This window comes from Pandoraea iniqua, from assembly GCF_902459685.1.
Lineage (GTDB): Bacteria > Pseudomonadota > Gammaproteobacteria > Burkholderiales > Burkholderiaceae > Pandoraea > Pandoraea iniqua.
Window position 1 is genome coordinate 271867 of record NZ_CABPSF010000006.1, and the last position, 24786, is coordinate 296652.

A 24786-nucleotide genomic window follows, 5' to 3' on the forward strand; every position below is an offset into this window, starting at 1 on the left:
TCGTTATATCCATCGACTGACTTCCCGACACTCAACGGAGACTTGAAAAATGCAACGTCTGAACTACATCAAAGCCGCACCGCGCGCCTATGAACACATGGCAGCCCTGAGCGGCTACTTCCACGACTGCGGCCTGCCCGACGGCCTGCTGGAACTGGTGTGGCTGCGCGCCTCGCAACTCAACGGCTGCGCATTCTGCATCGACATGCACGTGGCCGACGCCCTGAAGGTCGGCATCGAAGCGCGCCGCCTGCACCTGCTCGATGCGTGGCGCGAAACCGAGCTGTACTCGCCGTCGGAGCGCGCCGCTCTGGCGTGGACCGAAGCTGTGACCAACGTGCAGGACGGCCATGTGCCGGATGCTGTTTTTGCCGACCTGCGCGAGCACTTCGACGACAAGCAAATCGCCGACCTGACGTTCGCGGTGAGCACCATCAACGCATGGAACCGTCTGGCGATCTCGTTCCGCTCGGCACTGCCGAAGACGCCGAAGGGCGTGCGCTAAATCGCTAGTTCGCACGATCGCACGATCGAACGAGAGGGTGCGGATCACGCTACTCCGCGATCCGTACTTCTCGCTGAAACTCGCGGGGCATCAGCCGTAACGCGTCGCGGAAGAACCGGCGATCAGGCGGCGGCAGCATCGGCAGTACGCGCCCGAGCGATTGCGCGGCGTGGGTGGCCTGTGGCGAGTCGCCGTCCTGATGCAGCGCAAACCACAGCATTTCGAACCACAGATTGGCGAGCTGCAACGGCTCGAAACGCACGCGTCCATCCTCGTGGTCGGCCAGCGTCGTCGCCACCACATCGGTCCATTTCGAAAAGCCCTTGGCGCGCGAGAATGGCGCGCCGAACGGCTGCACGGCGTCGAGAAAGGCGTCGACGGCCAGCGGGGTGCTCGCGCGCAGCGTTGCCAGATCGGGGGCGCGCCGCACGGGCACGGCACCGCGCGCGATCCGCAGCAGGAACACCGTATTCCACACGGAATTCCCACCTACACCGAAGCGGTCGCAAATCCATTCCGACAAGCCGATCCAGCGTAATGCCTGCCGCTGCACGTCACTCACGGCGAGGCGCCGGGCCGGGTCGATCAACGAGTCCTGCCAGAACAGCCACAGCGACAGCCCGATGTTGGCGGCCACGTGCTGAGCCAGCTCGATGGAGTCGGCTTCGAACGCCGCTTGCAGGGCGTCGGAGAACGCGGCGAGGGCATCGGCCGCCGATTGCGCCCGCGCGGGTTGCGGCCCGGGGCGCGCGGCGTGCGTCTTGTACAGCAGCGCCTGCAAATTGCGCGTTTCGAAACGAATTCGCGGGTTGTAGACGAGACACGGCGCGAGCGAGGCATCGTCGCTGATGCGCTGCAAGTGCGCGAAGGCGCCCGCTTCGTCACGCAAGGCATACGCCTGCCACGCCTGCACGATCCAGTGCATCGCGCGCAAGGTGGGCGAGGCATTCTGCGTGGGCTGCGTCGCGCCGAACGTCTCGGCCAATGCGGAGAGCGTGCGTTTCGCGCGTGCCACGTCGCCCATGCGGCGCCACACAATGGTTTCTGCCAGTAGGGCAATGCCGCGCTGTACATCGTCGACCGCGCAGACTTGTGCGGCATGAAACGACGGAATGGCACCGGTGCGTTGCGTGCGTGCGCGCCCTGGTGGCACGGGGTCGGACGGCGCGAAGAAGATGCCGTCCTGCATGTCGCGTTTGCCGAGCGTGACGTGATGCCAGAACGCAATGTCCTGCATCACGTAGTCGAGCGCGGGTGTGTCGAGTGTGGGCGGCACGTCCTGCGAAAGACCGAGGAAGGTGGCCAGCGTACGCCGTTCGTCGGCGGGCGCGGCGCCGCCAATCGTGACAACCATGCGCGCAAGTTCATGGCCGGACAGCCAGAACGGCCCCTTGCTGCGTCCGCGCGTGGGCAGCAGACGCGCGTCGGCTTGCCGGTCGTCGCCCCAGCCGGCACTGACGCCCCATTCGGCGAAGTCGGCAAACGCCCGGCTTACCAGCATGCGCAGGTCGCCTGCCTGAGCGAAGCGCGACTTGAGCGCGGCAAGCGGCACCGACGCCGACTCGTAACGCGCCGCGTAGTACAGGCGCATCAACAGCCACAGGCTCTGGTACCGCACCGGTTGAGCACCGACGTGCTGCGGTGCGTCGAGGCGGATGACTAGCGGAGATGGCGCTGCGGCCGGCGCCGTCGCGTGGGGTGGGTGAACACGATCGTCAGGCATGGCGACGCACGGGAAAGGAGCGTTGAACGGGGAAACGACCGGCAGGATCCGCCGATTTCGTGGCAATGATACGGCGGTTACATCGGTTACGGCACTGTGACTTTCCACGTGTCGAAACACCTCCTATTCTGCAAGCGCTTTCGGAAGCGAGCGCCCGGCCAGCGCTTCGAGATTTACGACACTCGTTGCATTCACCCACTGACATCAGGACTCCAAAATGATGATGCTTTCTCGCTGGCGGCGTCGCGCCGTTGTGCTGCGGATGATCTCCGCGTTGTTATCTCCGCTGGCGGTTGCGATACCGGCGCATGCAGACGCTATCGCTAATGCCGCTAATGCTGCCAATGCTGCGGCGCTGAAAATTGTGGAACGGGCCGACTGGGGCAAGTACTTCGACGCCGAAGGTGCGAAGGGCACGATCATCGTGCTCGATGGCCGCACCGGGGGCTATCAGGCGTATGACAGCACTCGCGCCAATCAGCGCATGTCGCCGGCGTCAACGTACAAGATTTTCAACAGCCTGCTGGCGCTGGAGTCCGGCGCGCTCGACAACGAGCGCGAGATCATTCCTTGGGACGGCAAGCCGCGCAGCATGAAGCGCTGGAACGCCGCGATGAATCTTCGCGATGCGTTCCGGGTGTCGTGTCTGCCGTGCTATCAGGTGGTCTCGCGCAAGATTCCACGGGCGTTCGCGCAGGGAAAACTCGATGCGGTGGGCTATGGCAATCACACCATTGGGTCCGCGGCCGATGCGTATTGGGTCGATAACAGCTTGCAAATTTCAGCGCGTGAGCAGGTGGTATTCCTGCAACGGCTGGCGCGCGGGCAGTTGCCGTTCTCGGCGCGTACGCAGGACATCGTGCGGCAGATTTCGATTGCCGAAGCGAACATGGACTATGTCTTGCACGGCAAGACCGGCTGGTATGTCGACGGCAAGCACGACATTGGCTGGTGGGTCGGCTGGATCGAGCGGGACGGCAATATCACGACGGTTGCGCTGAACATGGACATGCGCAGCGACGCCGACGCGCCCAAGCGCGCCCGGATTGCCCGCGCGGTGCTGAAGGATCTGAAGTTGATCTGAAGCCGGTGTGATATTGGCCACAGACCGGCCGAGGGCGGGTCTGTGGCCAAACGGGGAGAGCGCCGTCGCTTATAGCGTGCGGCCGTGTTTGAGTGCCGACGCGATTTCCGTCACATGCCGGCCTTGCGTCTTCGCGATCTTCAACTCGTTCGCGCTGGGATGACGCGAGCCGTCGGCGCCCGCGAGCGTTGTGGCGCCGTAAGGCGTGCCGCCGGTGATTTCCTGCATGTTGGTCAGGCCCGGTTCGGTATAGGGAACGCCAACGATCACCATGCCCTGATGCAGCAATGTGGTGTGAAAGCTGGTGATGGTCGTTTCCTGCCCGCCGTGCTGCGTGCCGGTGCTGGCGAACACGCTGCCGACTTTGCCGACCAACGCGCCCTTGGCCCAGAGGCCGCCGGTCTGGTCGAGAAAGTTGCGCATCTGCGCGGTCATGTTGCCAAAGCGAGTGGGCGTGCCGAAGATGATCGCGTCGTAATCGGCCAGTTGTTCGACGCGTGCGACGGGCACGTGCGCGAACGCAGCGCGTGCAGCCTTCGCACCGCTTTTTTCGAGAGCTTCGTCGGGAACCAGTTCGGGCACTTGCATCAGTGTCACGTCGGCGCCGGCGACGCTGCGTGCACCTTCGACAACCGCTTCGGCCATCGTGTAGATGTGCCCGTACATGCTGTAGAACACCACCAGGATCTTGGCGTTGGCCATGGAACACTCCTAAGGGTCTAGAGGGGCAAGCGCCGCGACACGCCCGTCATGGGCAGTCCATGCCGGCGGTGCGACGCGAGCCGTTCCATGCTCGTCGACGCGCATGACGAAACGACAGGCGCGCTAGCGCAGTCGCGAGCCGATCAGGCAGCCGAGTGCGAGGGCGGCCATCAGCACCGCCACGCTGGCCGACAAGCCGCCCGCGAGCGCGAGTCCGGTGGCGGCGAGGCCGTGCGCCATCACGGCGGCGGGCACCAAAAGCATGGCCGTCACCACACTCCAACGCATGACGTAACGCCACATGAAGCGGCTCACGACCTGCATGCGCGCGTCGAGTTGATGCCGCTGCCAGAACGACAGATCGGCCGCCGCGTGGAAGAGCCACAGCGGGCTGAAGTATTTGATGAACAAGTCCATGACGCCGTACCGGAAACACAATGCCCGCAGGGCGCGGGCATGGCGTCGAGGCATGGTGGGGTGAGAACCGGGTCAGTGCTCACGCGACAGTCAGGCGCTTGGGGGAGTCGACGCACGCTGATTGTAGCAGGTGCTCACTTACATTTCGCACGAGAAAGCTGTCAACGCAGGCGATAACTGAATTCAATTTTCGCCAACGTTGCGGTTACCCCCGCTATCGGATGCTATCTCCAATGATGTCAGGGTTTGCTGGTCGTTTTGGTGGGCTTGGCTGCGATCGCTGCCTTTGCTGCCTTCGCGGCAAGCGCATGCGGCGTGTTGGCCGTAATCTGCTGGATCAACTCCCACACCGATTGCGCGGCCGGCGACAGCGTGCGGTTCTTGCGCCGCACCAGCATGATGGTGCGGTCCAGTTGCGGCACGAGCGGCAGGGCGACGAGACGCCCGCCGTTCTCGGGCAAACCGGGCATGGCCGGTAACGCCAGCGCCGGCATGATGCTGATGCCGATACCCGCTTCGACCATGCGGAACACGGTAATCGCGTGGCCGACTTCCTGTGCAATCTGGCAGTAAGCGCCGTGTTCGGCGAGCGCCCGGTCGATCAATGGCCGGCTGCCCGAGGCGTAGTCGAGCAGCACCAGCTTCTCGCCGTTCAGTTCTTTCCACGTGACCTGCGACTGTTTGGCGAAGCGATGTGAGCGGTCGCACACCACGAGAAACGGCTCGACCATGATGGGCTCGCCCACCAGATCGTCGGTGCCTTCCGATGCCACGATCACGCCGAAATCGACTTCCCCGTGCCGCACGCTGTCGGTGGCGAGCGTCTGCACCTGATCGCGCAGCATGAGTGTGATGTCCGGGTAGCGGGCAGCGCACGCCGAGATGCATTCGGGCATGAGGTTGGCCGAAATGGTCGGCGCACTGGCCACCCGCACGCGGCCGCGCCGCTCTTCGGCAAGCCCGTGGGTATCGCGCAACGCGCTTTCCAACTCGTCGAGCACCCGGGCAAGCGTCGCCGAGAGGCTAGCGCCCACTTCGGTCAGCGTGACTTCGCGCGTGGTGCGGTCGACCAGCTTGAGGCCGAGTTCTTGTTCCAGTTCGCGAATACAACGGCTCACGGCCGGTTGCGTCAGGCCAATGTCCTCTCCGGCCCGGCTGAAGCTGCCGTGCTGGGCGACTGCGAGGAACACCTTGAGTTGGCGCAGCGAGATATTCATGCGTTATTGGTATGAATAAATTTTTTAAATGAATTTGTATTTTAACTATCCTTGCGCTCTAATACGTGAAAACCCGTATCGCGAGCGCACACTTCCGGTCACCTTCGATCGCATATTGATCCGCTATTGATCGCGCATGCATCGACCCACGACCACGCTGTCAGCCCTGAGCTGCGGCGTTCCGTGTCCTTGTGGACGGGCTTTGTCTTTTATGACCCGCCGAGATTTCCTCGAGATTCCCCCGAGATTGACGATGGCCCGACCGCGTTTTCTTCCCGACAACTTTACGTTGATGTTAGTGGCGACCGTAGCGCTCGCCAGCTTCCTGCCGGCGCACGGCGAGGGTGAAGTTGCCTTCAACCTGCTCACGAGCGTGGCGATTGCCCTGCTGTTCTTCCTGCATGGCGCGAAACTCTCGCGCGAAGCCGTGCTGGCCGGCGCCACGCACTGGCGCCTGCACCTGCTGGTCTTTGCCAGCACGTTCGTCGTGTTCCCGATTGTCGGCGTGGCGCTCAAGCCTTTGCTGTCATGGGCGGTGACGCCTGAGCTGTATCTCGGCATTCTGTTCCTGTGCACCTTGCCCGCGACGGTGCAGTCGGCCATCGCGTTCACGTCGATGGCGCGCGGCAACGTGCCGGCGGCCGTGTGCAGTGCCTCGGCCTCGAGCCTGTTCGGCATCTTCATTACGCCGGTCCTCGTGGGGCTGGTCGTGGTGCACCACGACGGCAACACCGGCGCCTCGCCGTTCGACTCCATCGGCAACATCATGCTGCAACTGCTCGTGCCGTTTATCGCCGGCCAGTTGTCGCGCAAGGCCATCGGCGGCTGGGTCGAGCGCAATCGCGCGCTGCTCAAGTTCGTCGATCAGGGCTCGATCCTGCTGGTGGTGTACACGGCGTTCAGCGAGGCGGTCAATACCGGCCTGTGGCATCAGATTCCGCCGCTGGCGCTCGTCGGTCTGGTGGGCTGCTGCGCGGTGATTCTGGCGGTGATGCTCGCCATCACCACGTTCTCGGCGCGCTGGCTCGGCTTCTCGCGCGAAGACGAAATCACCATCGTGTTCTGCGGCTCGAAGAAAAGTCTGGCGAGCGGCATCCCGATGGCGAAGGTGTTGTTTGCCACCGGCCCGCTGGGCGCGATCGTCCTGCCGTTGATGTTGTTTCACCAGATGCAACTGATGGTGTGCGCCGTGCTGGCGCAACGCTACGCCACCAAGCAGCGCGCCGCTCAGGCGAAAGCCGGCAAGGCCGGTGCTGCCAAGGCTGTGAAGTCGGACGGTAGCGCCAAAGCCGGCGCAGGCCGATAAGTATGGCGGGTGTGGTGCGCGGCGTTGGCTGCATCAGCGGGTAGCTTCTGATCGCTTCCTCGGCCAATCGCTACCGTATTGCCGGGCATCGGGCAGACATCCTGCCGACACGGGTGCTTCGTGCTTGTTAGTTCAGGCACGAGGCGGCCCGAATGTGTTGAAAATCGCGTCCGGCGGCACGTCGCGCGGGCCGGCGCAAAGTGCCGCAAAGCCTCGCTGTCACACGTTGGTCGTGCGCAAGTGCTAGAATTGCGTCTGTTTCGCTTCTTAATGACCTCCCTGGTCCGGCGGCGCCCGACGCATCTGTCCCCTGACAGTCCCCTCTCGCGCCAGCCCTGAGCATGGCGCCCAGCGCCCCTTGAATTTTCGCGAGTGTGCTTTGATGCGGATCCTTCCGCGTGGCGGCCCCCGTTTTTTTAAAAGAGATGTCCCTTCACCATGGCTGATGTGAATGCTGTTCCTACCCCTGGCTTCGATAGCTTTGGGCTGCATGCGGACATCTTGCGGGCCATCGCCGAGCAGGGGTACACCAGTCCGACTCCGATTCAGGCGCAGGCCATTCCGGTCGTACTTTCCGGCCGCGACGTGATGGGTGCTGCGCAAACGGGTACCGGCAAGACGGCAAGTTTCTCGCTGCCGATCATTCAACGCCTGCTGCCCGACGCTAATACGAGTGCTTCACCTGCCCGTCACCCGGTGCGTGCGCTGATCCTCACGCCGACGCGTGAGCTCGCCGACCAGGTGGCTGAGAACGTGCGTCTGTACGCTTCGCACACGCCGCTGCGCAACACCGTCGTGTTCGGCGGTGTGGACATGAACCCGCAGAAGGACGCGCTGCGCCGTGGTGTCGAGATTCTGATCGCCACGCCGGGACGTCTGCTCGATCACGTCGAACAAAAGACGGTCAATCTGGGGCAGGTCAAGATGCTGGTGCTGGACGAAGCGGACCGCATGCTGGACATGGGCTTCCTGCCCGACCTCCAGCGCATTCTGAATTTGCTGCCGAAGCAGCGCCAGACGCTGCTGTTCTCGGCAACGTTCTCGAACGAAATCAAGAAGCTCGCCTCGAGCTACCTCACCAACCCGCTGACGATCGAAGTGGCACGCCGCAACGCGACGGCCGATACGGTCGAGCAAATCGTCTACGAAGTGCCGGAAGACGACAAGCGTGCCGCGGTGGTTCAGATTCTCAACGAACGCGACCTCAAGCAGGTCATCGTGTTCGTGAACAGCAAGATCGGTGCTAGCCGTCTGGCGCGTCAGTTGGAGCGCGACGGCGTGGTGACGGCGGCCATTCACGGCGACAAATCGCAGAACGAACGCATGCAGGCCCTCGAAGCCTTCAAGCAGGGCGGCATTCAAGCGCTGGTCGCGACCGATGTGGCTGCGCGTGGGTTGGATATCTCCGATCTGCCGGGCGTGATCAACTACGATCTGCCGTATAACCCCGAAGATTACGTTCACCGCATTGGCCGTACCGGCCGTGCAGGCGCATCGGGCGAGGCCATCTCGCTGTGCGCACCGGATGAGCGCAAGCACCTCGTTGAAATCGAAAAACTGATCAAGCGCGAACTCAAGCGTGGCGAGTTGGTGCTCGAGCGCCGCAGCCGTTCGCGTGACGAGCGTGGCGATCGTCCTGAGCGCAGTGAGCGCCCGGAGCGTTCGGAACGTACCGAGCGCGGTGAGCGCAGCGAACGCCATGGCCGTCACGACGGTCTGCGCGCCAGCCGCAGCGGTAGCAGCGGCCTGCCGGGTCAGCGTCGCGTTCGCCCGGAAGACGAGTTCTTCTACAAGCCGTACGAGCCGTCGCCCACGGCCGACGATGCGCAGCAAAACAACAAGTCGTCGCAAGACGCGGCTGCGCCGGGTGCTTTCGGTGCCATGCCCGAGAAGGCGCCGAAGCGTCAGGTAGCGGCACTGCTCGCGGGGTTTCCGCGCAAGGCCAGCAACTGAGTGAGCTTCAAGGGCTAAGGCCCTTCAGGGTGCCGAATGAAAAAAGCCAGCGTATCGCGCTGGCTTTTTTTATGGCGATCAGTCGCCGTGCTGTTCCCGCCAAGCCTGTGTTGCCGCCGCGAAGAAATCTTCACGATGCGTCGTGCGACTCAGGACGGCGGGCAGGCCGAGATGCGTGGCCGCGTCCTGAAGCGCCGCAAGCACGGCCTCATCGGAATCGAGCGATAGCGCCGCTGCGCCATTCTGCTTGCTCAGCTTCTCGCCATCGTCGGCCATCACAAGCGGCACATGCAGATAGCGCGGCGTGGCAGCGCCAAGGCATTGCTGAAGGTAGATCTGGCGGGCGGTGGAGTCGAGCAGATCGGTGCCGCGAACGACATCGGTAATGTGCTGCGCTTCGTCATCGACCACCACGGCCAACTGATACGCCCACTGGCCGTCGGCGCGCTTGAGCACAAAATCGCCGACTTCGGTGGCGAGATCCTGCGACTGCGGGCCCATCCAGCGATCATCGAAATCGATGCACGCCGCGTTGCCATCCGGCACGCGCAGTCGCCACGCCCGCGCGGGCTTGCCGTGCAGGCCATCGCGACAGGTGCCCGGATAGGCCAGCGTGCTGTGGCGGGCATGTTCGCGGGTGAGCGAGTCGGCAATTTCCCGCCGGGTGCAGCCGCAGGGGTACACGAGACCCGACGCTGTCAATGAAGCGAGTGCGTCCTCGTACACCGCATGCCGCTGGCTTTGCCAGACGATCGGTTCATCGCTGTGAAGGCCCAGCCGGGTGAGCGTTGCGAGAATGTCGTCAGCCGCGCCCGGAATGCAACGTGGCTCGTCCAGATCTTCCATGCGCACGATCCACACGCCGTCGTGCGCGCGGGCATCGAGCCAGCTCGCCAGCGCCGTGACCAGCGAGCCGCGATGCAGCGGACCGGTCGGGGACGGCGCGAAGCGGCCGCGATAGCGCCGCGTTTGACCTGATTCGACGCGTGCCGGGTCGTGTGACGAAGTCGGCGTCACCGGCGTGCCTCAGTCCGCGATGGACGGGGCTGCGCGTTCAGCACGCGCGGCAGGCGTCGCGCTTTTCCCGCCAACGCACGCCGGGCAATGCTCGCCTTCGACATAGTCCGGGCTTTGCTGGGCTTCGGGCGTGACGACGGCGCGGCACGCGAAGCACTGCACGGTGCCCGCCGGCGCGAGGTCGGGGGTCAGTGCCGTGCGGTAATCGAACACGAAGCAGTCGCCCTGATAGTGGGCGCCGCCGACATCCTCAAAGTACTTGAGAATGCCGCCGTCGAGCTGATACGTGTGTTCCAGCCCGATGTCGCGCATGTAGATGGCGGCTTTTTCGCAGCGAATGCCGCCCGTGCAGAACGACACGATGGTCTTGCCTTCGAAGTCTTCGCGATGGGCCGCGATGACGTCCGGAAATTCGGAGAATTTGGTCAGGCGATAGTCGACCGCGTTATCGAACGTGCCGACGTCCACTTCGAAGTCGTTGCGGGTGTCGAGCATCACGACCGGGCGGCCTTCGTCGTCCTGTCCCGCGTCCAGCCAGCGCTTGAGCGTGGCGGGTTCGACACCGGGCGCGCGCCCGTCTGCCGGCTTGATGACCGGCATCTTCATCGTGATGATTTCTTTCTTGGCGCGGACCAGCATGCGGCGGAACGGCTGTTCCTCGGAGAGACTCTCCTTGACCGCGAGGTCGGCGAAGCGGGCGTCGGCGCGCAACCGGGCGAGGAACGCGTCGATCGATTCGCGCGAACCGGCCAGAAACAGGTTGATCCCTTCCGGGGCCAGCAGAATCGTGCCTTTCAGGTCGAGCGCCTGACAGTGTTCGAGCAGCGCAGGGCGCAGTGTTGCGATGTCGTCGAGCGAGACGAACTTGTACGCGGCGATGTTGACGATAGACATGGCAACAGAGTTTCGCAAAAGCGTGAAGCAATAAACCGCCATTATCGCCGATCTGGCCCGAAGGCACTTTGATTTCACCCCATAAGTCGCTGATATCGCGATGAATCGGACGATGCCCCCGCGCCGGATACGGCAAATTCCGAGCGGCTGGCCGGTGCCGTCCGAAAAGCGCAGATATGCCACCGGTGCGGGGACACTGCGCGCGAAATCCGGAGCCGCCGCGTTACAATACGGCCCATGTCAGAACCTCGTTTCGTCCACCTCCGCCTCCACTCCGAATACTCGATCGCCGATGGCATCGTGCGCCTTGACGACGTCGTCAAAGCCGCGGCCAAGGACGGGCAGGGCGCGCTCGCGCTCACCGACCTCGCGAACATGTTCGGTGCCATCCGTTTCTACAAAGAAGCCCGCGGCAAGGGCGTCAAGCCGATCATCGGCTGCGACGCCTGGATTACCAATGCGGCCGATCGCGACAAGCCGTCGCGATTGTTGCTGCTCGCGCGCGACAAGGAAGGTTATCTGAACCTGTGCCAGTTGCTCTCAAAGGCATGGCTCGGCAACCAGTGGCGCGGACGTGCAGAAATCGACCCGGCGTGGCTCGAACCCGATGGCTTCGCGCGGGGCCTGCTGGCGATTTCCGGCGGGCAGATGGGGGACATCGGTGCCGCGTTGGCAGCCGGTAATCCCGATCTGGCGGCGCAGTGCGCGCAGCATTGGGCGACGGTGTTTCCGGGGGCGTTCTATATCGAACTGCAACGCACCGGTCAGGCTGGCATGGAAACGTATGTGCAGCAGGCGGTGCAGCTAGCGGCGAAAGTCGGGCTGCCGGTCGTCGCTACGCATCCGATCCAGTTCATGACCGGTGACGATTTCACCGCGCACGAAGCGCGCGTTTGTATTTCGGAAGGTGAAATTCTCGGCAATGCGCGCCGGGTGCGCCGTTTCACGCAGGACCAGAGCTTCCGCACGCAGGACGACATGATCGCCGCGTTCGAGGATGTGCCGTCCGCGATTGCCAATTCCGTCGAGATCGCCAAGCGTTGCAACCTCACGCTCGAACTCGGCAAGCCGAAGCTGCCGCTGTTCCCGACGCCGGACGGCATGTCGCTCGACGACTATCTCGTGCAGTTGTCGAAAGAAGGGCTGGAAATGCGTCTGGGGCAGCTCTTCCCCGATGCGGCGGAGCGTGACGCGCAGCGGCCCGAGTATTACAAGCGGCTCGATTTCGAGACCGGCACGATCATCAAGATGGGCTTCCCGGGCTACTTCTTGATCGTGGCGGACTTTATCCAGTGGGCCAAGAACAACGGCGTACCGGTCGGTCCGGGCCGGGGTTCGGGCGCCGGTTCGCTCGTCGCGTATGCGCTGGGCATTACCGACCTTGACCCGCTGAAGTACAACCTGCTGTTCGAGCGCTTCCTGAATCCGGAACGCGTCTCGATGCCCGACTTCGACATCGACTTCTGTCAGGATGGGCGCGACCGCGTCATTCAGTACGTGAAAGAGAAGTACGGCGCGGACGCCGTCTCGCAGATCGCGACCTTCGGCTCGATGGCGGCCAAGGCGGCGGTGCGCGACGTCGGGCGCGTGCTCGATCTCGGCTACAACTTCGTCGACGGTGTCGCCAAGCTCATTCCGTTCAAGCCGGGCAAACTCGTCACGCTCGACGATGCGATGAAGGAAGAGCCGCAACTGGCCGAGCGTTTCAACACGGAAGACGAAGTCAAACAGTTGCTCGAACTGGCGCAGCGTGTGGAAGGCCTCACGCGTAACGTCGGGATGCACGCCGGGGGCGTGTTGATCGCCCCGGGCAAGCTCACCGATTTCTGCCCGTTGTACACGCAGGGTGTCGGCGAAGACGCGAGCGGCGTCGTGAGCCAGTACGACAAGGACGACGTGGAAGCCGTCGGGCTGGTGAAGTTCGACTTCTTGGGCCTGACCACGCTCACGATCCTGAACTGGGCGGAGCGCTACATCAAGCGCCTGCATCCGGAGATGGCGGACTGGTCGCTCGAGCAGGTCTCGCTGACCGACCCGGCCGCCTTCAGCATTCTCAAAAAGGCCAATACGGTGGCCGTGTTCCAGCTGGAAAGCCGGGGCATGCAGGGCATGTTGAAAGACGCCCAGCCCGACCGCTTCGAAGACATCATTGCGCTGGTGGCGTTGTACCGGCCGGGCCCGATGGACCTGATTCCGAGCTTCTGCGCGCGTAAGCACGGCCGCGAGAAGGTGGAATATCCGGATCCGCGCGTCGAGCCGGTGCTCCAGGAGACCTACGGCATCATGGTCTATCAGGAGCAGGTGATGCAGATGGCGCAGATCATCGGCGGTTACTCGCTCGGTGGCGCCGACTTGCTGCGTCGCGCGATGGGCAAGAAGAAGGCCGAAGAAATGGCCATGCACCGTGGCTTGTTCCGCGAGGGCGCGGACAAGAACGGGCTGACGGCTGAGAAGGCCGACGAAATCTTCGACTTGATGGAGAAGTTCGCAGGCTACGGCTTCAACAAGTCGCACGCGGCGGCTTACGCCCTGCTCGCGTATTACACGGCTTGGCTCAAGGCGCACCACCCTGCCGAATTCATGGCGGCCAATATGAGCTTGGCCATGGACGATACGGACAAGGTCAAGATTCTTTATGAAGACTGCCTGACCAACGGTCTGGCGGTGCTGCCGCCGGACGTGAATGTCTCCGCCTACCGTTTCGAGCCTGCTGACTCGAAGACTGTGCGCTACGGTCTTGGCGCGATCAAGGGAAGCGGTCAGTCGGCCATTGAAGAGATTCTGCGGGCCCGCGAAGAACGGCCGTTCACCGATCTGTTCGATTTCTGCCAGCGTATCGATCGCCGCATGGTGAATCGCCGCACGATCGAAGCGCTGATCCGTGCCGGAGCGTTCGACACCATTCACGATAACCGTGCGCAATTGATGGCGTCGGTGCCCATGGCCATGGAAGCGGCCGAGCAGGCGAGTGCGGCAGCCAATCAGGTCAGTCTGTTCGATCTGGGCGATGAGAGCTTGCAGGCACCGCTGGAGTTGGCCGACGAGCCGGCTTGGACCGACAAACGAAAGCTTCAGGAAGAAAAGCAGGCGCTCGGCTTCTACCTGTCGGGCCACATGTTCGATTCTTATGCCGAAGAGGTGCGCCGCTTTGTGCGCACGCGCATCAAGGATCTGAGCGAAGGGCGTGACCGTCTGGTGGCCGGCGTGATCGCAAGTCTGCGCACGATGATGACGCAGCGCGGCAAGATGGTGATTGCGCAGCTCGACGATGGGTCCGGCACGCTCGAAGTGACGATCTTTAACGAGCAGTTCGAAGCCAACAAGCAACTGTTCAAGGAAGACGAATTGCTGATCGTGCACGGCAGTGCGCGACCCGACAGCTTCACCGGCGGGCTTCGTTTCACCACGGAAAGTCTGATGGACCTCGGCCGTGCGCGTGCCCGCTTTGCGCGCGCGCTCAAGCTGTCGTTCAACGGCAATGCCGACTGGACGCGTCTGCGCGCCACGCTGCAACCGCACTGCACGATGTATCGCGTGACGGCAACCGCTGGCGCCGGATCCGGTGGTGGAGGTGGTGGCGGGGGCGGGGGCTTTGGCGGCGGCGGTGGTGGCGGCTTCAAGGGGGGCAATGGCGGTGGTGGAGGCGGTGGCTTCGGCCGGCGCAACGGGAATGGCAATGGTGACGACGATAAGCCGACGGGTTTGCCCGTGCACATCGTCTACCGCCGTACCGACGCCGAATGCGAGTCGCGTCTCGGGGACGACTGGAAGGTGCAGCCCGGCGATGAGCTGTTGGGCGAGCTTCGTCAGTGGCTTACCCCCGACTCGGTCCAGATCGTTTATTGAGCGACCTGAGTGAGCGACCTGAGTGAGCTACCTGAGTGAGCGTCTGTCTGAGCGACCTGACCACGTAACCGAGCCTGCCCGATTGGCCTGATCAACAAGGAATTTCCGGATGTTTTCCATCATCGTTCCGACGTGGAACAACCTCGCGCTGCTGCAACTTTGTGTGCGCAGCATTCGCCAGAACTCGGGCATGCCGCATCAGATCATCGTTCACGTGAACGATGGTTCCGACGGCACGCTGGACTGGGTGCGCGCCGAGGGACTCGACCACACGGCTTCGCCGGACAACATCGGGATCTGTTACGCCGTGAATCAGGCGGCGGCGCTCGCGCGGGAGAAGTACATCGTCTACCTGAACGACGACATGTACTGCTGCCCGGGTTGGGATACTGCGCTGATCGAACGCGCCGAGGCGATGCCGGACAAGGCGTTCATGCTTTCAGGCACGATGATCGAGCCGGTGGACACCGGCAATCCGTGCGTGCTCGTGACGGATTTTGGGCGCGAAGTCGATACCTTCGACGAGGCGGCGCTGCTCGCGGCGGTGCCGACGTATCAGAAGGCGGACTGGTTCGGCGCCACGTGGCCGCCGACGCTGGTGCATCGCGACTGGTGGTTCCTCGTGGGCGGTTACAGCACAGAACTGAGCCCGGGCATGAGCAGCGACAACGATTTCTCGATGAAACTGTGGGCAGCGGGTTGCCGCAAGTTCATCGGCGTGGGGGCGAGTCTCGTCTATCACTTCCAGTGCAAGAGCACGGGCAAGGTCGTGAAGAATGACGGCCGCACGCAGTTTCTGCGTAAGTGGGGCATGACCCAGAAGATCTTCGACCGCTACTATCTGCGTCGCGGCAAGGTCGTGCCCGCCGGCAGCGATGGTTCGGTGGGGGAGCCCGTCGACGACGGCCAACTGCGTTGGCAGATGTTCCGTTCGCGCATCAAGCGAGCGCTCGCGAAGTAAAGCTCGGGTCGATCAAACAAAAAAGGACGCGTCATCGCGTCCTTTTTTCATTGGCAACGCCCGTATTCAAGCGTCACCGCGCCTCAACAACGCGTACTTCAGGAAAGCGCTGCGCGCGTTCATGCGCGCAATCGCGGCGCCCGTGGCGCCATCCAGAAAGCCTCGACGCAGCACAAAGGTGCGCACAAAGGCCCATCCGCCGTTGATCCATGGTTTGAGTGCCGAGACTTTCTTGCCACGCAATGCCATTTCCTTCGCACCTGCCTTGGCATAACGCTGCACCTTGTCCTCGACCTGCCGCGCTTCGGTGTAGCTGTAGTGCAGCAGATGATTGGGCAACGTGCCGATCTCGCCTTCCACGATCACACGCTCGTGCACGAGGTTGTCGGAGAAGCGCCCGGCGTCGCGGCGGAACAGCCGCAGCACATAGTCCGGATACCACCCGCAATGGCGCACCCAGTGGCCGAGAAACTGCGACAGGCGGGGCATGCGATAGCCCGCGTGACGGTTCGATGCGATGGCCGCGGCGATGTCGGCGGCCAGCGCCGGCGTGATGCGTTCGTCGGCATCGAGCGAGAGCACCCAAGGCTGGGTCGCAAACGACAGCGCGCGGTTCTTCTGCGGCCCGAAGCCCGGCCAGTCGGGGGTGACATGCACCTCGGCACCCGCGTCGCGGGCGATGTCCGCGGTGCCGTCCGTGCTGGCGTTATCCAACACCACGATTTGCGATGCCAGTGCCCGGACCGACGCGATGCACTCGGCAATGTTGTGCCGCTCGTTGCGCGTCAGAATCGTCACGGTCAGCGGCAGGCGCTGCGGTGACGAGGGCAGATTCGGTGCACTCGGCAAGGTCGAATGGGCTTCAGTCATGTCGAAGGTTCAGGCGTTCAGACGCTCAGGCGTTCAGCAACTCGACCAGCGCTTCGCCATAGCGCTCGATCTTGGCTTCGCCCAGACCGGTGATGTCTACCAGACCATCGCGGTGACGCGGGCGGCGCTGCGCCAGTTCTCGCAGCGTCCGGTCGTGAAGAATAACGTACGCGGGCACTGCCTGCGTTTTCGCCATGTCCTGCCGCCACGCGCGCAGCTTGTCGAACAACTGTTGATCGGCTGGGTCCAGCTCGATGGCCGGTGAGGCATAGCCGGCAAAGCGGCTCTTCTTGCTGGCGACGGCGCGCTGGCGGCGCAGCGACAGCGTCGTTTCCCCCTTGAGCACCGGCCGCGCTGAAGCATTCAGAATCAGCGCACCGTATTGGCTGCTGTCCGGCTCGATCAGGCCGTGGGCGATCAACTGACGGAACACCGCACGCCAGCCCTGATCGTCCAGTTCCCCCCCAACGCCAAACGTCGGCAGGCTCTCATGGCCAAATTGACGCATCTTGTCAGTGCTACGCCCGCGCAGCAGATCGACCAGATGGCCGGCACCGAAGCGTTGACCGGTGCGCAGAATGGCCGACAGCGCCTTTTGCGCCGCAATCGTGCCATCGAAGACTTCCGGCGGGTTCAGGCACACGTCGCAGTTACCGCATGGCTCGCTGGTCTCGCCGAAGTACGACAGCAGCACGGTGCGGCGGCAGCGCGGGGCTTCGCAATAGCCGAGCAGGGCGTCGAGCTTCTGGCGCTCGATGCGCTTTTGCAGATCCGGCGCGTTCGATTCGTCGATCCGGCTGCGGTGCACCACCACGTCGTTCAGCCCGTAGGCCATCCACGCCTCAGCCGGCTCGCCGTCCCGGCCCGCCCGGCCGGTTTCCTGATAGTAGGCTTCGAGACTCTTGGGCAAGTCCAGATGGGCGACAAAGCGCACGTCGGGCTTATCGATGCCCATGCCGAAGGCGACCGTCGCCGACATCACCAGCCCTTCTTCACGCAGAAATCGTTGCTGGTGGGTGCGGCGCACGTCGGCGTCCAGACCCGCGTGATAAGGCAGGGCCGGAATGCCTTGCGTCTCCAGCCACGCAGCGGTTTCTTCCACTTTCTTGCGCGACAGGCAGTAGACGATCCCGGCCTCGCCGCGATGCCGCCCCAAAAACGTCAGTAATTGCTTGCGCGGGTTATCGCGGTCGACAATTTCGTAGCGGATATTCGGCCGGTCGAAGCTCGAGACGAACAGATGCGCTTCGGTAAGACCCAGCCGGGTCTGAATTTCCTCGCGTGTCGCCGCGTCGGCCGTGGCCGTGAGGGCGATACGCGGCACACTCGGGTAACGCTCGTGCAGCGCCGAGAGCTGAATGTATTCCGGCCGGAAATCATGCCCCCACTGCGACACGCAGTGCGCTTCGTCGATGGCGAAGAGCGCCAGTTGCCCGCGCTCGTCGAGCCGGTCGAGCAGGTCGAGAAAACGATCGGTCAGCAGCCGTTCCGGCGCGACATAGAGCAGATCGAGTTCGCCGCGTGCAGCGCGCCGCTCGGTATCGACGGCTTCGTCGAAGCTAAGGCTGGAATTGAGATAGGCCGCGCGCACGCCCGCTTGCAGCAACGCATCGACTTGATCCTGCATGAGCGCGATGAGCGGGGAGACGACGATGCCGAGTCCCGGGCGCAGCAGCGCGGGAATCTGGTAGCACAGCGACTTGCCGCCGCCGGTGGGCATGAGCACGAGCGCATCGCCACCGCCGGCCACATGGTCGACGATCGCGGCTTGATCGCCACGGAATGCGTTATAGCCGAATACGGTACGGAGAACTTCGAGTGCGCTTGCCATGGGCGGGAGTATACCGGTTCCCATCCCGGGCAGGCGTGCGAGAGGGCTGGAATAGGCCGCTTTCCGAGGAATTTTCCGGAGGCGTCCGATACCGGGGCAGACGAGTCCCGGCGGGGCAGGCCGGTACGTTAGAATAGCGGTTTTTCCGCCGTCCCCCAATACATGAGCGCACCGCACCCGCCTTCCGGACCGATCCTGCGACGTCTGCTGGGCTATCTCCAGCCTTACTGGCACATGGGCCTGCTGGCCGTGCTCGCCATGGCCATGGTCGCGGCGACCGAGGCGGCCATTCCGGCCGTGCTCAAGCCGGTGCTCGATAAGGGCTTCTCCGGCGGCGATCCGTGGAAGCTCTGGTACGTGCCGACCGCCGTGATCGGCCTAGCCGTCATCCGTGGTCTGGCGCAGTACGCCGCCAACTACATGCTTTCGTGGGTCTCCAACCGCGTGCTGCTCGACCTGCGCGTGCGCATGTTCGAGCGCCTGCTGCATGCGCCGGCGGCCTACTTCCAGCGTGAGACCACCAGCACGCTGATCAACGCCATCGTCTACGAAGTCAATCAGGTGCTCGGCGTGCTGACCACCGTGCTGATCACGCTCGTGCGCGATTCGCTCACCGTGATCGGCCTGCTCGGCTACCTGTTCTATCTGAACTGGCGCCTCACGCTCGTCGTGGCCGTCATTCTGCCGCTCATCGGCTGGCTAGTCGGCAAGATCAACCGCCGTCTGCGCCGCCTGAACCGCGAGCAGCAAACCCTCACCAACAAGTTGTCGTACGTGGTGGAAGAGGCGGTCGGCGGCTACAAGGTCGTGAAGATTCATAACGGCGAAGCGTACGAAAAGTCGCGTTTCGACAAGATGACGAGCACGCTGCGCGGCTATGCCATGCGCGTGACGGTCTCGGGCGGCCTCGCGCAGCCGGTGACACAGGCGCTGGCATCGCTGGCGCTGGCGATCGTGATTACGGTGGCGATGATCGAATCGTCGTCGGGCGAAATGACCGTCGGCGGCTTCACGGCGTTCGTCACGGCGCTGCTGCTGGTGGTCTCGCCGCTTAAACACCTGATGGACGTGAACCAGCCGCTGCAACGCGGCATGACGGCCGCCGAACTCATCTTCGAAGTGATGGACGTCGAAATCGAGCCCAGCGGCGGTGAGCGCACGCTCGATCGCGCCAAGGGCCGCGTGACGTTCGATCAGGTGAGTTTCCACTACGGCGCGAGCGATCGCCCGACGCTCGACCGTATTTCGCTCGATGTCGCGCCGGGCGAAATGGTAGCGCTGGTGGGCCCGTCGGGGAGCGGCAAGACCACGCTGGTCAATCTGGTGCCGCGTTTCTTCGATCCGACCGGCGGGCGCATTCTGCTTGACGATATTCCCCTCAGCGACCTGCGGCTGGCCGATCTGCGCCGTCAGATCGCGTTCGTGAGTCAGGACGTGGTGCTCTTCAACGACACCATCGCCGCGAACGTCGCCTATGGGCAGGAAATCGATACGCCGCGCGTCGAAGCGGCGCTACGGGCAGCGAATCTGATCGATGCTGTCGCGGCCATGCCGGACGGCGTCGAGACCCTCGTGGGCGACAACGGTATGCGTCTGTCGGGCGGTCAGCGTCAGCGTCTCGCGATTGCGCGCGCGATCTACAAGGATGCACCGATCCTGATTCTCGACGAGGCGACGTCCGCCCTCGACTCGGAGTCGGAACGTCATGTGCAGGCCGCGCTCGAAGTGCTGATGGAAGGCCGCACCACGCTGGTGATTGCGCACCGGTTGTCGACCATCGAGCGCGCCGATCGCATCGTCGTGCTGGAGCACGGCCGCATCGTGGAGCAGGGCTCCCACCAAGCGCTGCTGGCGCATAATGGCCTCTACGCGCATTTGCACCGCATTCAATACGCGCAGGAAGTCGCTTAATTCGAGGAGATTGCGATGAGCCAGCCACCGATCAGTCGTTTTCCTGTGCCCGAACTGGCGAGCCTGCCGGCGGACATTCGGGCGCGTATCGACGAAGTGCAGGAAAAGGCGGGCTTCATTCCGAACGTGTTTCTGGCGCTGGCGCATCGTCCCGACGAGTTTCGCGCGTTTTTCGCGTATCACGACGCCCTCATGCTCAAAGAGGGCAACCTCAGCAAGGGCGAGCGCGAAATGATCGTGGTGGTCACGAGTGCCGCCAACCAGTGCCTGTACTGCGTGGTGGCGCACGGCGCGCTGGTGCGTATTTATGAAAAGCAGCCGTTGCTGGCCGATCAGGTCGCCGTCAACTATCTGAAAGCCGACCTGACGCCGCGTCAGAAGGCCATCCTCACGTACGCGATGAAGGTTTGCGAACGCGCTCACGAAGTGGGCGATCAGGATTACGCCGAGTTGCGCGGCCATGGCCTCGACGACGAGGACATCTGGGATATTGCGGCGATCACGGCGTTTTTCGGCATGTCCAACCGCATTGCGAATGCGGTGTCCATGCGGCCGAACGACGAATTCTTCTTGATGGGGCGCGTGCCGCGCACCCGCTAAATCTACTTCTCTCAACTCTCGATACTCATGATCTTCGTGACTGGCGGCGCCGGATTTATCGGTGCAAATTTCGTTCTCGACTGGCTGGCGCAAAACGACGAGCCGGTGGTGACCATCGACAAACTCACCTACGCCGGCAATCTGGCCAATCTGGCGAGTCTCGAACACGATGCGCGTCATCGTTTCGCGCAGGTCGACATTTGCGATCGCGCTGCGCTCGACCGGCTCTACGCCGAGCATCGTCCGCGCGCCGTGCTGCATTTCGCGGCCGAAAGCCACGTCGACCGCTCGATTCATGGTCCGGGTGAGTTCGTGCAAACCAACATCGTCGGCACGTTCACCATGCTCGAAGCCGCGCGCGCCTATTGGGGCACGCTCGAAGGCGACGCCCGCGACGCGTTCCGTTTCCTGCACGTGTCGACCGACGAAGTCTATGGCTCGCTGAGCCCGACCGACCCGGCGTTCACCGAGACTACGCCGTACGCGCCCAACAGCCCGTACTCGGCGTCCAAGGCCGGTTCCGACCATCTGGTGCGTGCGTATCACCACACCTATGGCATGCCGGTGCTCACGACGAATTGCTCGAACAACTACGGTCCGTACCAATTCCCCGAAAAGCTGATTCCGCTGGTGATCGCCAATGCGCTCGCCGGTAAGCCGCTGCCGATTTACGGCGACGGCAGCAACGTGCGCGACTGGCTGTACGTCGGCGACCACTGCTCGGCGATTCGCGAAGTGCTTGCCAAGGGCGCGTTGGGCGAGGTCTACAACGTGGGCGGCTGGAACGAACAGAACAACCTGTCGGTGGTGAAGCATCTGTGCACGCTGCTCGACGAATTGTCGCCGCGCGCTGACGGCAAGTCGTATGTCGATCAGATCACCTTCGTGACCGACCGCCCGGGCCATGACCGCCGTTACGCCATCGATGCCCGCAAGCTCGAGCGCGAACTGGGCTGGCGTCCGGCCGAAACCTTCGAGACCGGCATGCGCAAGACGGTGCAGTGGTACCTCGCCAATGGCGAATGGGTGCGTCAGGTGCTGTCGGGCGAGTATCAGCGCTGGATCGAAACGCATTATCAGAAATAAGAGCGAGGCACGTATGGGCATCAAACGTAAGGGCATCATTCTCGCCGGCGGCTCCGGCACGCGACTGTATCCGGCCACGCTGGCCGTCTCGAAGCAGTTGCTGCCGGTGTACGACAAGCCGATGATCTACTACCCGCTCAGCACGCTGATGCTGGCGGGCATTCGCGACATCCTGATCATTTCGACCCCGCAGGACACGCCGCGCTTCGAGCAGTTGCTCGGCGACGGCAGCCAATGGGGCCTGAATCTTCAGTACGCCGTGCAGCCTTCGCCGGACGGTCTCGCGCAGGCCTTCCTGATCGGTGCGGACTTCATCGGCAACGATCCGTGCGCGCTGGTGCTTGGCGACAACCTGTTCTACGGGCACGACTTTGCGGGCCTGCTGTCGGCGGCGAACGAGCAGACCGACGGCGCGTCGGTGTTCGCTTATCCGGTGCATGACCCCGAGCGCTATGGCGTGGTGACGTTCGATGACAGCGGCAAGGCCATCGAACTCGTCGAGAAGCCGAAAGAGCCGAAGTCGCGCTACGCCGTGACCGGCCTGTATTTCTGCGACAACGACGTCATCGACATCGCCCGCTCGATCAAGCCGTCGCCGCGCGGCGAGCTGGAAATTACCGACGTCAACAACGAGTATCTGCGTCGCGGCAAGCTGAACGTGCAGATCATGGGACGCGGTTACGCGTGGCTCGACACCGGCACGCATGAGTCGATGCTCGAGGCGAGCACCTTCATCCAGACGATCGAAAGCCGTCAGGGCCTGAAAGTGGCTTGCCCGGAGGAGATCGCCTTCCGTCGCGGCTGGATCGATGCCGCCGCGATCGAAGCGTTGGCGCAACCGCTGGCGAAGAACGGCTACGGCCAGTACCTGCTGGCGATGTTGCGCGAGCGCGTGTTCTGAATTGCTTGAGTGTCGAACGGGCCGTGCGCCCGTTCGCTGCCGTCTCTTGATATTTACCGGTAACCGTTATGAAAGTGACCCCGACCGCCATTCCGGCCGTGTGCGTCATCGAACCCAAGGTGTTCGGCGACTCGCGCGGTTATTTCTTCGAAAGCTTCAACCAGCGTAACTTTAACGAGGCGCTGGGCGGTACGTTCTCGTTCGTGCAGGACAACCAGTCGCGCTCGGCGCGCGGCGTGCTGCGCGGCCTGCACTATCAGGTCAAGCAACCGCAGGGCAAGCTTGTGCGCGTGTTGCAGGGCGAGATCTACGATGTGGCCGTCGATATCCGCGAAGGGTCACCGACCTTCGGCAAGTACGTTGCCGAAGTGCTGAGCGCTGAGAACAACAAGCAGTTGTGGGTGCCCGCAGGCTTTGCACACGGCTTTGTCGTGACGTCGGAACACGCCGAAGTGCTCTACAAGACGACCGACTACTGGGCGCCGCAGTTCGAGCGCTGCATCCGCTGGGACGACCCGTCGCTGGCCATTCCCTGGCCGCTCGACGGCATCACGCCGGCCGTGTCGGACAAGGACAAGCAAGGCATGCTGTTCGCCGACTACAAGCACGAAGACTGAGCTTGTGGTGTTGGCGATGGCATGAAAAACGGCGCTGATGAAGCGCCGTTTTTGTTTTTCACGCGTCTGCCGGTTTGCCGGTTTGCGCTATACAGGCTCGGTCGGCGCCGTCGACAACACGGTGGTAGTTTCGCCCGTGACGCGCAGCACTCTTACGTGACGCAGCCCAAACCGCGCCGCGAGCGCATCGGCGACCGTTTGCGAGGCGTATTCGCCACAGGCGTCGCCTTGTTCTGCCGGCAGTGCGGACGCTGCCGGTTCATGCAGCCCTTCCACGATCACGTCGGCTTCCAGCCCGTTATTGATGTAATGCAGCTTCACGTCGTGCAGCGCCAACGCGTTCGCCCGGCAAAGCACTTCAGCGGCGGCGACGATCGCCGCGCGGGCCGGCCATTGCTGCAAGGCAGTGCCTTTCGTATCGCTCTCGGGATCGACGTGCACGAGCACATCGAGAATTTGCGGCACGTTCATCACGGCTGCCCGTGCCTGTTCCGCGATGTAGTGACCTTCCGATACCGACAGCCGTGCGTCGACGAGCACATGCACGTCGACCACGATTTCGTCGCCCATGCGACGCGTGCGCAGCATGTCGATGGCGCGCACGCCCGGCGTATTCAGCAGATGCTGGCGGATAGTGACCATCGTGGCGTCGTCCACGCCACGGTCGATCAGGTCTTGCAGCGCGTTCCAGCCGAACTTCCAGCCCGTGCGGCCGATCATCAGGCCGACGAGCGCTGCCGCGAGCGGATCGAGCAGGCGGTAGCCGGCCAGATTGCCCAGAATGCCGCAGGCCACCACCAGCGACGAGAGCGCGTCGGAGCGCGCGTGCCATGCGTTGGCGACGAGCATCGCCGAACGCACGCGCTGTGCTGCGCGAAGCATGTAGCGAAAAAGCCCTTCCTTGCAGACCAGTACGAGCACGGCCACGGCCAGCGCGATGGCGTGAACTTCCGGGATCTCTTCCGGGTGAAGCAAGCGCTCGACGCCGCGCCATAGCATGCCCGCACCGACCACCAGCAGAATGGCGCCGAGAAAGAGCGAGGCGGCGTTCTCGTAGCGGCTGTGCCCGTAGGGGTGATCGGCGTCCGGTGCCCGGGCGCTGCCGCGTGCGGCGGCCAGCACCACAAAGTCCGAGACGATGTCTGAGAACGAGTGAATACCGTCGGCAATCAACGCTTGCGAGCGGGCGAAGATGCCGATCACGATCTGCGCCGTGGTGAGCACGACATTGACCCAGATACTGACCCAAGTCGAATGTCGCGCGACCGCGTGCTTGTCGAGCGCTTCGCTGGATGCCGCCAGATTGTCGTAGTTGGAGTAGGGCATGGGAGAGCGATGCGCGCGA

20 protein-coding genes are annotated in these 24786 nt (G+C 63.4%); 11 read left to right on the forward strand and 9 right to left on the reverse strand.

Annotation, left to right across the window (positions count from 1 at the left end; translation table 11 throughout):
• The first annotated feature begins 49 nt into the window (after positions 1–49).
• Positions 50–505 (forward strand): carboxymuconolactone decarboxylase family protein, encoded by a 456-nt coding sequence (locus tag PIN31009_RS20615; RefSeq protein WP_150686039.1) that lies wholly within the window; start codon positions 50–52, stop codon positions 503–505.
• Between the two features lie 49 nt (positions 506–554).
• Here the strand turns inward: PIN31009_RS20615 and PIN31009_RS20620 are convergent, their stop codons facing one another.
• On the reverse strand, positions 555–2228 hold the full coding sequence (locus PIN31009_RS20620) for a hypothetical protein (RefSeq protein ID WP_150791438.1): 1674 nt from the start codon (positions 2226–2228) through the stop codon (positions 555–557).
• 217 nt (positions 2229–2445) lie between these two features.
• Between PIN31009_RS20620 and blaOXA the strand changes: the two genes are divergently transcribed.
• Positions 2446–3312: an OXA-62 family carbapenem-hydrolyzing class D beta-lactamase gene (blaOXA, locus tag PIN31009_RS20625; RefSeq protein ID WP_150791439.1), complete on the forward strand. Its 867-nt coding sequence runs from the start codon at positions 2446–2448 to the stop codon at positions 3310–3312.
• 69 nt (positions 3313–3381) lie between these two features.
• Here blaOXA and wrbA read toward each other — a convergent pair whose 3' ends face one another.
• The 3 genes from wrbA to PIN31009_RS20640 form a co-directional block, all read right to left on the reverse strand.
• Complete coding sequence (gene wrbA, locus PIN31009_RS20630; RefSeq protein WP_150791440.1) at positions 3382–4014, reverse strand: NAD(P)H:quinone oxidoreductase; 633 nt, start codon at positions 4012–4014, stop codon at positions 3382–3384.
• A 123-nt stretch (positions 4015–4137) separates the two neighbouring features.
• On the reverse strand, positions 4138–4431 hold the full coding sequence (locus PIN31009_RS20635; protein ID WP_058375742.1) for a hypothetical protein: 294 nt from the start codon (positions 4429–4431) through the stop codon (positions 4138–4140).
• Between the two features lie 239 nt (positions 4432–4670).
• Positions 4671–5648: a LysR family transcriptional regulator gene (locus PIN31009_RS20640; RefSeq protein ID WP_246185781.1), complete on the reverse strand. Its 978-nt coding sequence runs from the start codon at positions 5646–5648 to the stop codon at positions 4671–4673.
• A gap of 253 nt (positions 5649–5901) precedes the next feature.
• Here PIN31009_RS20640 and PIN31009_RS20645 point away from each other — a divergent pair, with 253 nt between their 5' ends.
• Together PIN31009_RS20645 and PIN31009_RS20650 are read left to right on the forward strand one after the other, a co-directional pair.
• Complete coding sequence (locus PIN31009_RS20645; RefSeq protein ID WP_087691435.1) at positions 5902–6954, forward strand: bile acid:sodium symporter family protein; 1053 nt, start codon at positions 5902–5904, stop codon at positions 6952–6954.
• 438 nt (positions 6955–7392) lie between these two features.
• On the forward strand, positions 7393–8907 hold the full coding sequence (locus PIN31009_RS20650) for a DEAD/DEAH box helicase (protein ID WP_150791441.1): 1515 nt from the start codon (positions 7393–7395) through the stop codon (positions 8905–8907).
• A gap of 78 nt (positions 8908–8985) precedes the next feature.
• On the opposite strand, the gene gluQRS is transcribed toward PIN31009_RS20650, so the two are convergent.
• Positions 8986–9924 (reverse strand): tRNA glutamyl-Q(34) synthetase GluQRS, encoded by a 939-nt coding sequence (gene gluQRS / locus PIN31009_RS20655; protein WP_150791442.1) that lies wholly within the window; start codon positions 9922–9924, stop codon positions 8986–8988.
• A 9-nt stretch (positions 9925–9933) separates the two neighbouring features.
• Positions 9934–10818 carry a sulfurtransferase gene (locus PIN31009_RS20660; protein WP_150791443.1) on the reverse strand — a complete coding sequence of 295 codons (885 nt, stop codon included), beginning with the start codon at positions 10816–10818 and terminating at the stop codon, positions 9934–9936.
• 228 nt (positions 10819–11046) lie between these two features.
• On the opposite strand from PIN31009_RS20660, the gene dnaE reads away from it, so the two are divergent.
• On the forward strand, positions 11047–14664 hold the full coding sequence (gene dnaE, locus PIN31009_RS20665) for a DNA polymerase III subunit alpha (protein ID WP_150791444.1): 3618 nt from the start codon (positions 11047–11049) through the stop codon (positions 14662–14664).
• Positions 14665–14773: 109 nt separating this feature from the next.
• The gene (locus PIN31009_RS20670; protein ID WP_150686047.1) at positions 14774–15625 is read left to right on the forward strand and encodes a glycosyltransferase family 2 protein; all 852 of its coding nucleotides are present in this window, start codon (positions 14774–14776) and stop codon (positions 15623–15625) included.
• 66 nt (positions 15626–15691) lie between these two features.
• Here the strand turns inward: PIN31009_RS20670 and PIN31009_RS20675 are convergent, their stop codons facing one another.
• Both PIN31009_RS20675 and recQ read right to left on the reverse strand, forming a co-directional pair.
• A complete protein-coding gene (locus PIN31009_RS20675) occupies positions 15692–16495 on the reverse strand; it encodes a glycosyltransferase family 2 protein (protein WP_425495502.1) in 804 nt (267 codons plus the stop codon).
• A 25-nt stretch (positions 16496–16520) separates the two neighbouring features.
• Complete coding sequence (gene recQ / locus PIN31009_RS20680; RefSeq protein ID WP_217426817.1) at positions 16521–18326, reverse strand: DNA helicase RecQ; 1806 nt, start codon at positions 18324–18326, stop codon at positions 16521–16523.
• A 162-nt stretch (positions 18327–18488) separates the two neighbouring features.
• Here recQ and msbA point away from each other — a divergent pair, with 162 nt between their 5' ends.
• The 5 genes from msbA to rfbC all read left to right on the forward strand — a co-directional run bounded on the left by msbA (position 18489) and on the right by rfbC (position 23441).
• Complete coding sequence (gene msbA / locus PIN31009_RS20685) at positions 18489–20237, forward strand: lipid A export permease/ATP-binding protein MsbA (protein ID WP_150686049.1); 1749 nt, start codon at positions 18489–18491, stop codon at positions 20235–20237.
• Between the two features lie 15 nt (positions 20238–20252).
• Positions 20253–20837, forward strand: a complete 585-nt coding sequence (locus tag PIN31009_RS20690; protein WP_150791445.1) for a peroxidase-related enzyme — start codon at positions 20253–20255, stop codon at positions 20835–20837.
• A 27-nt stretch (positions 20838–20864) separates the two neighbouring features.
• Positions 20865–21923, forward strand: a complete 1059-nt coding sequence (gene rfbB / locus PIN31009_RS20695; RefSeq protein ID WP_150686051.1) for a dTDP-glucose 4,6-dehydratase — start codon at positions 20865–20867, stop codon at positions 21921–21923.
• 13 nt (positions 21924–21936) lie between these two features.
• Positions 21937–22824: a glucose-1-phosphate thymidylyltransferase RfbA gene (rfbA, locus tag PIN31009_RS20700; protein ID WP_217426818.1), complete on the forward strand. Its 888-nt coding sequence runs from the start codon at positions 21937–21939 to the stop codon at positions 22822–22824.
• Between the two features lie 68 nt (positions 22825–22892).
• Positions 22893–23441, forward strand: a complete 549-nt coding sequence (rfbC, locus tag PIN31009_RS20705; protein WP_150686052.1) for a dTDP-4-dehydrorhamnose 3,5-epimerase — start codon at positions 22893–22895, stop codon at positions 23439–23441.
• A gap of 87 nt (positions 23442–23528) precedes the next feature.
• Here the strand turns inward: rfbC and PIN31009_RS20710 are convergent, their stop codons facing one another.
• Positions 23529–24767: a cation diffusion facilitator family transporter gene (locus PIN31009_RS20710; protein WP_150791446.1), complete on the reverse strand. Its 1239-nt coding sequence runs from the start codon at positions 24765–24767 to the stop codon at positions 23529–23531.
• Positions 24768–24786 lie beyond the last annotated feature (19 nt).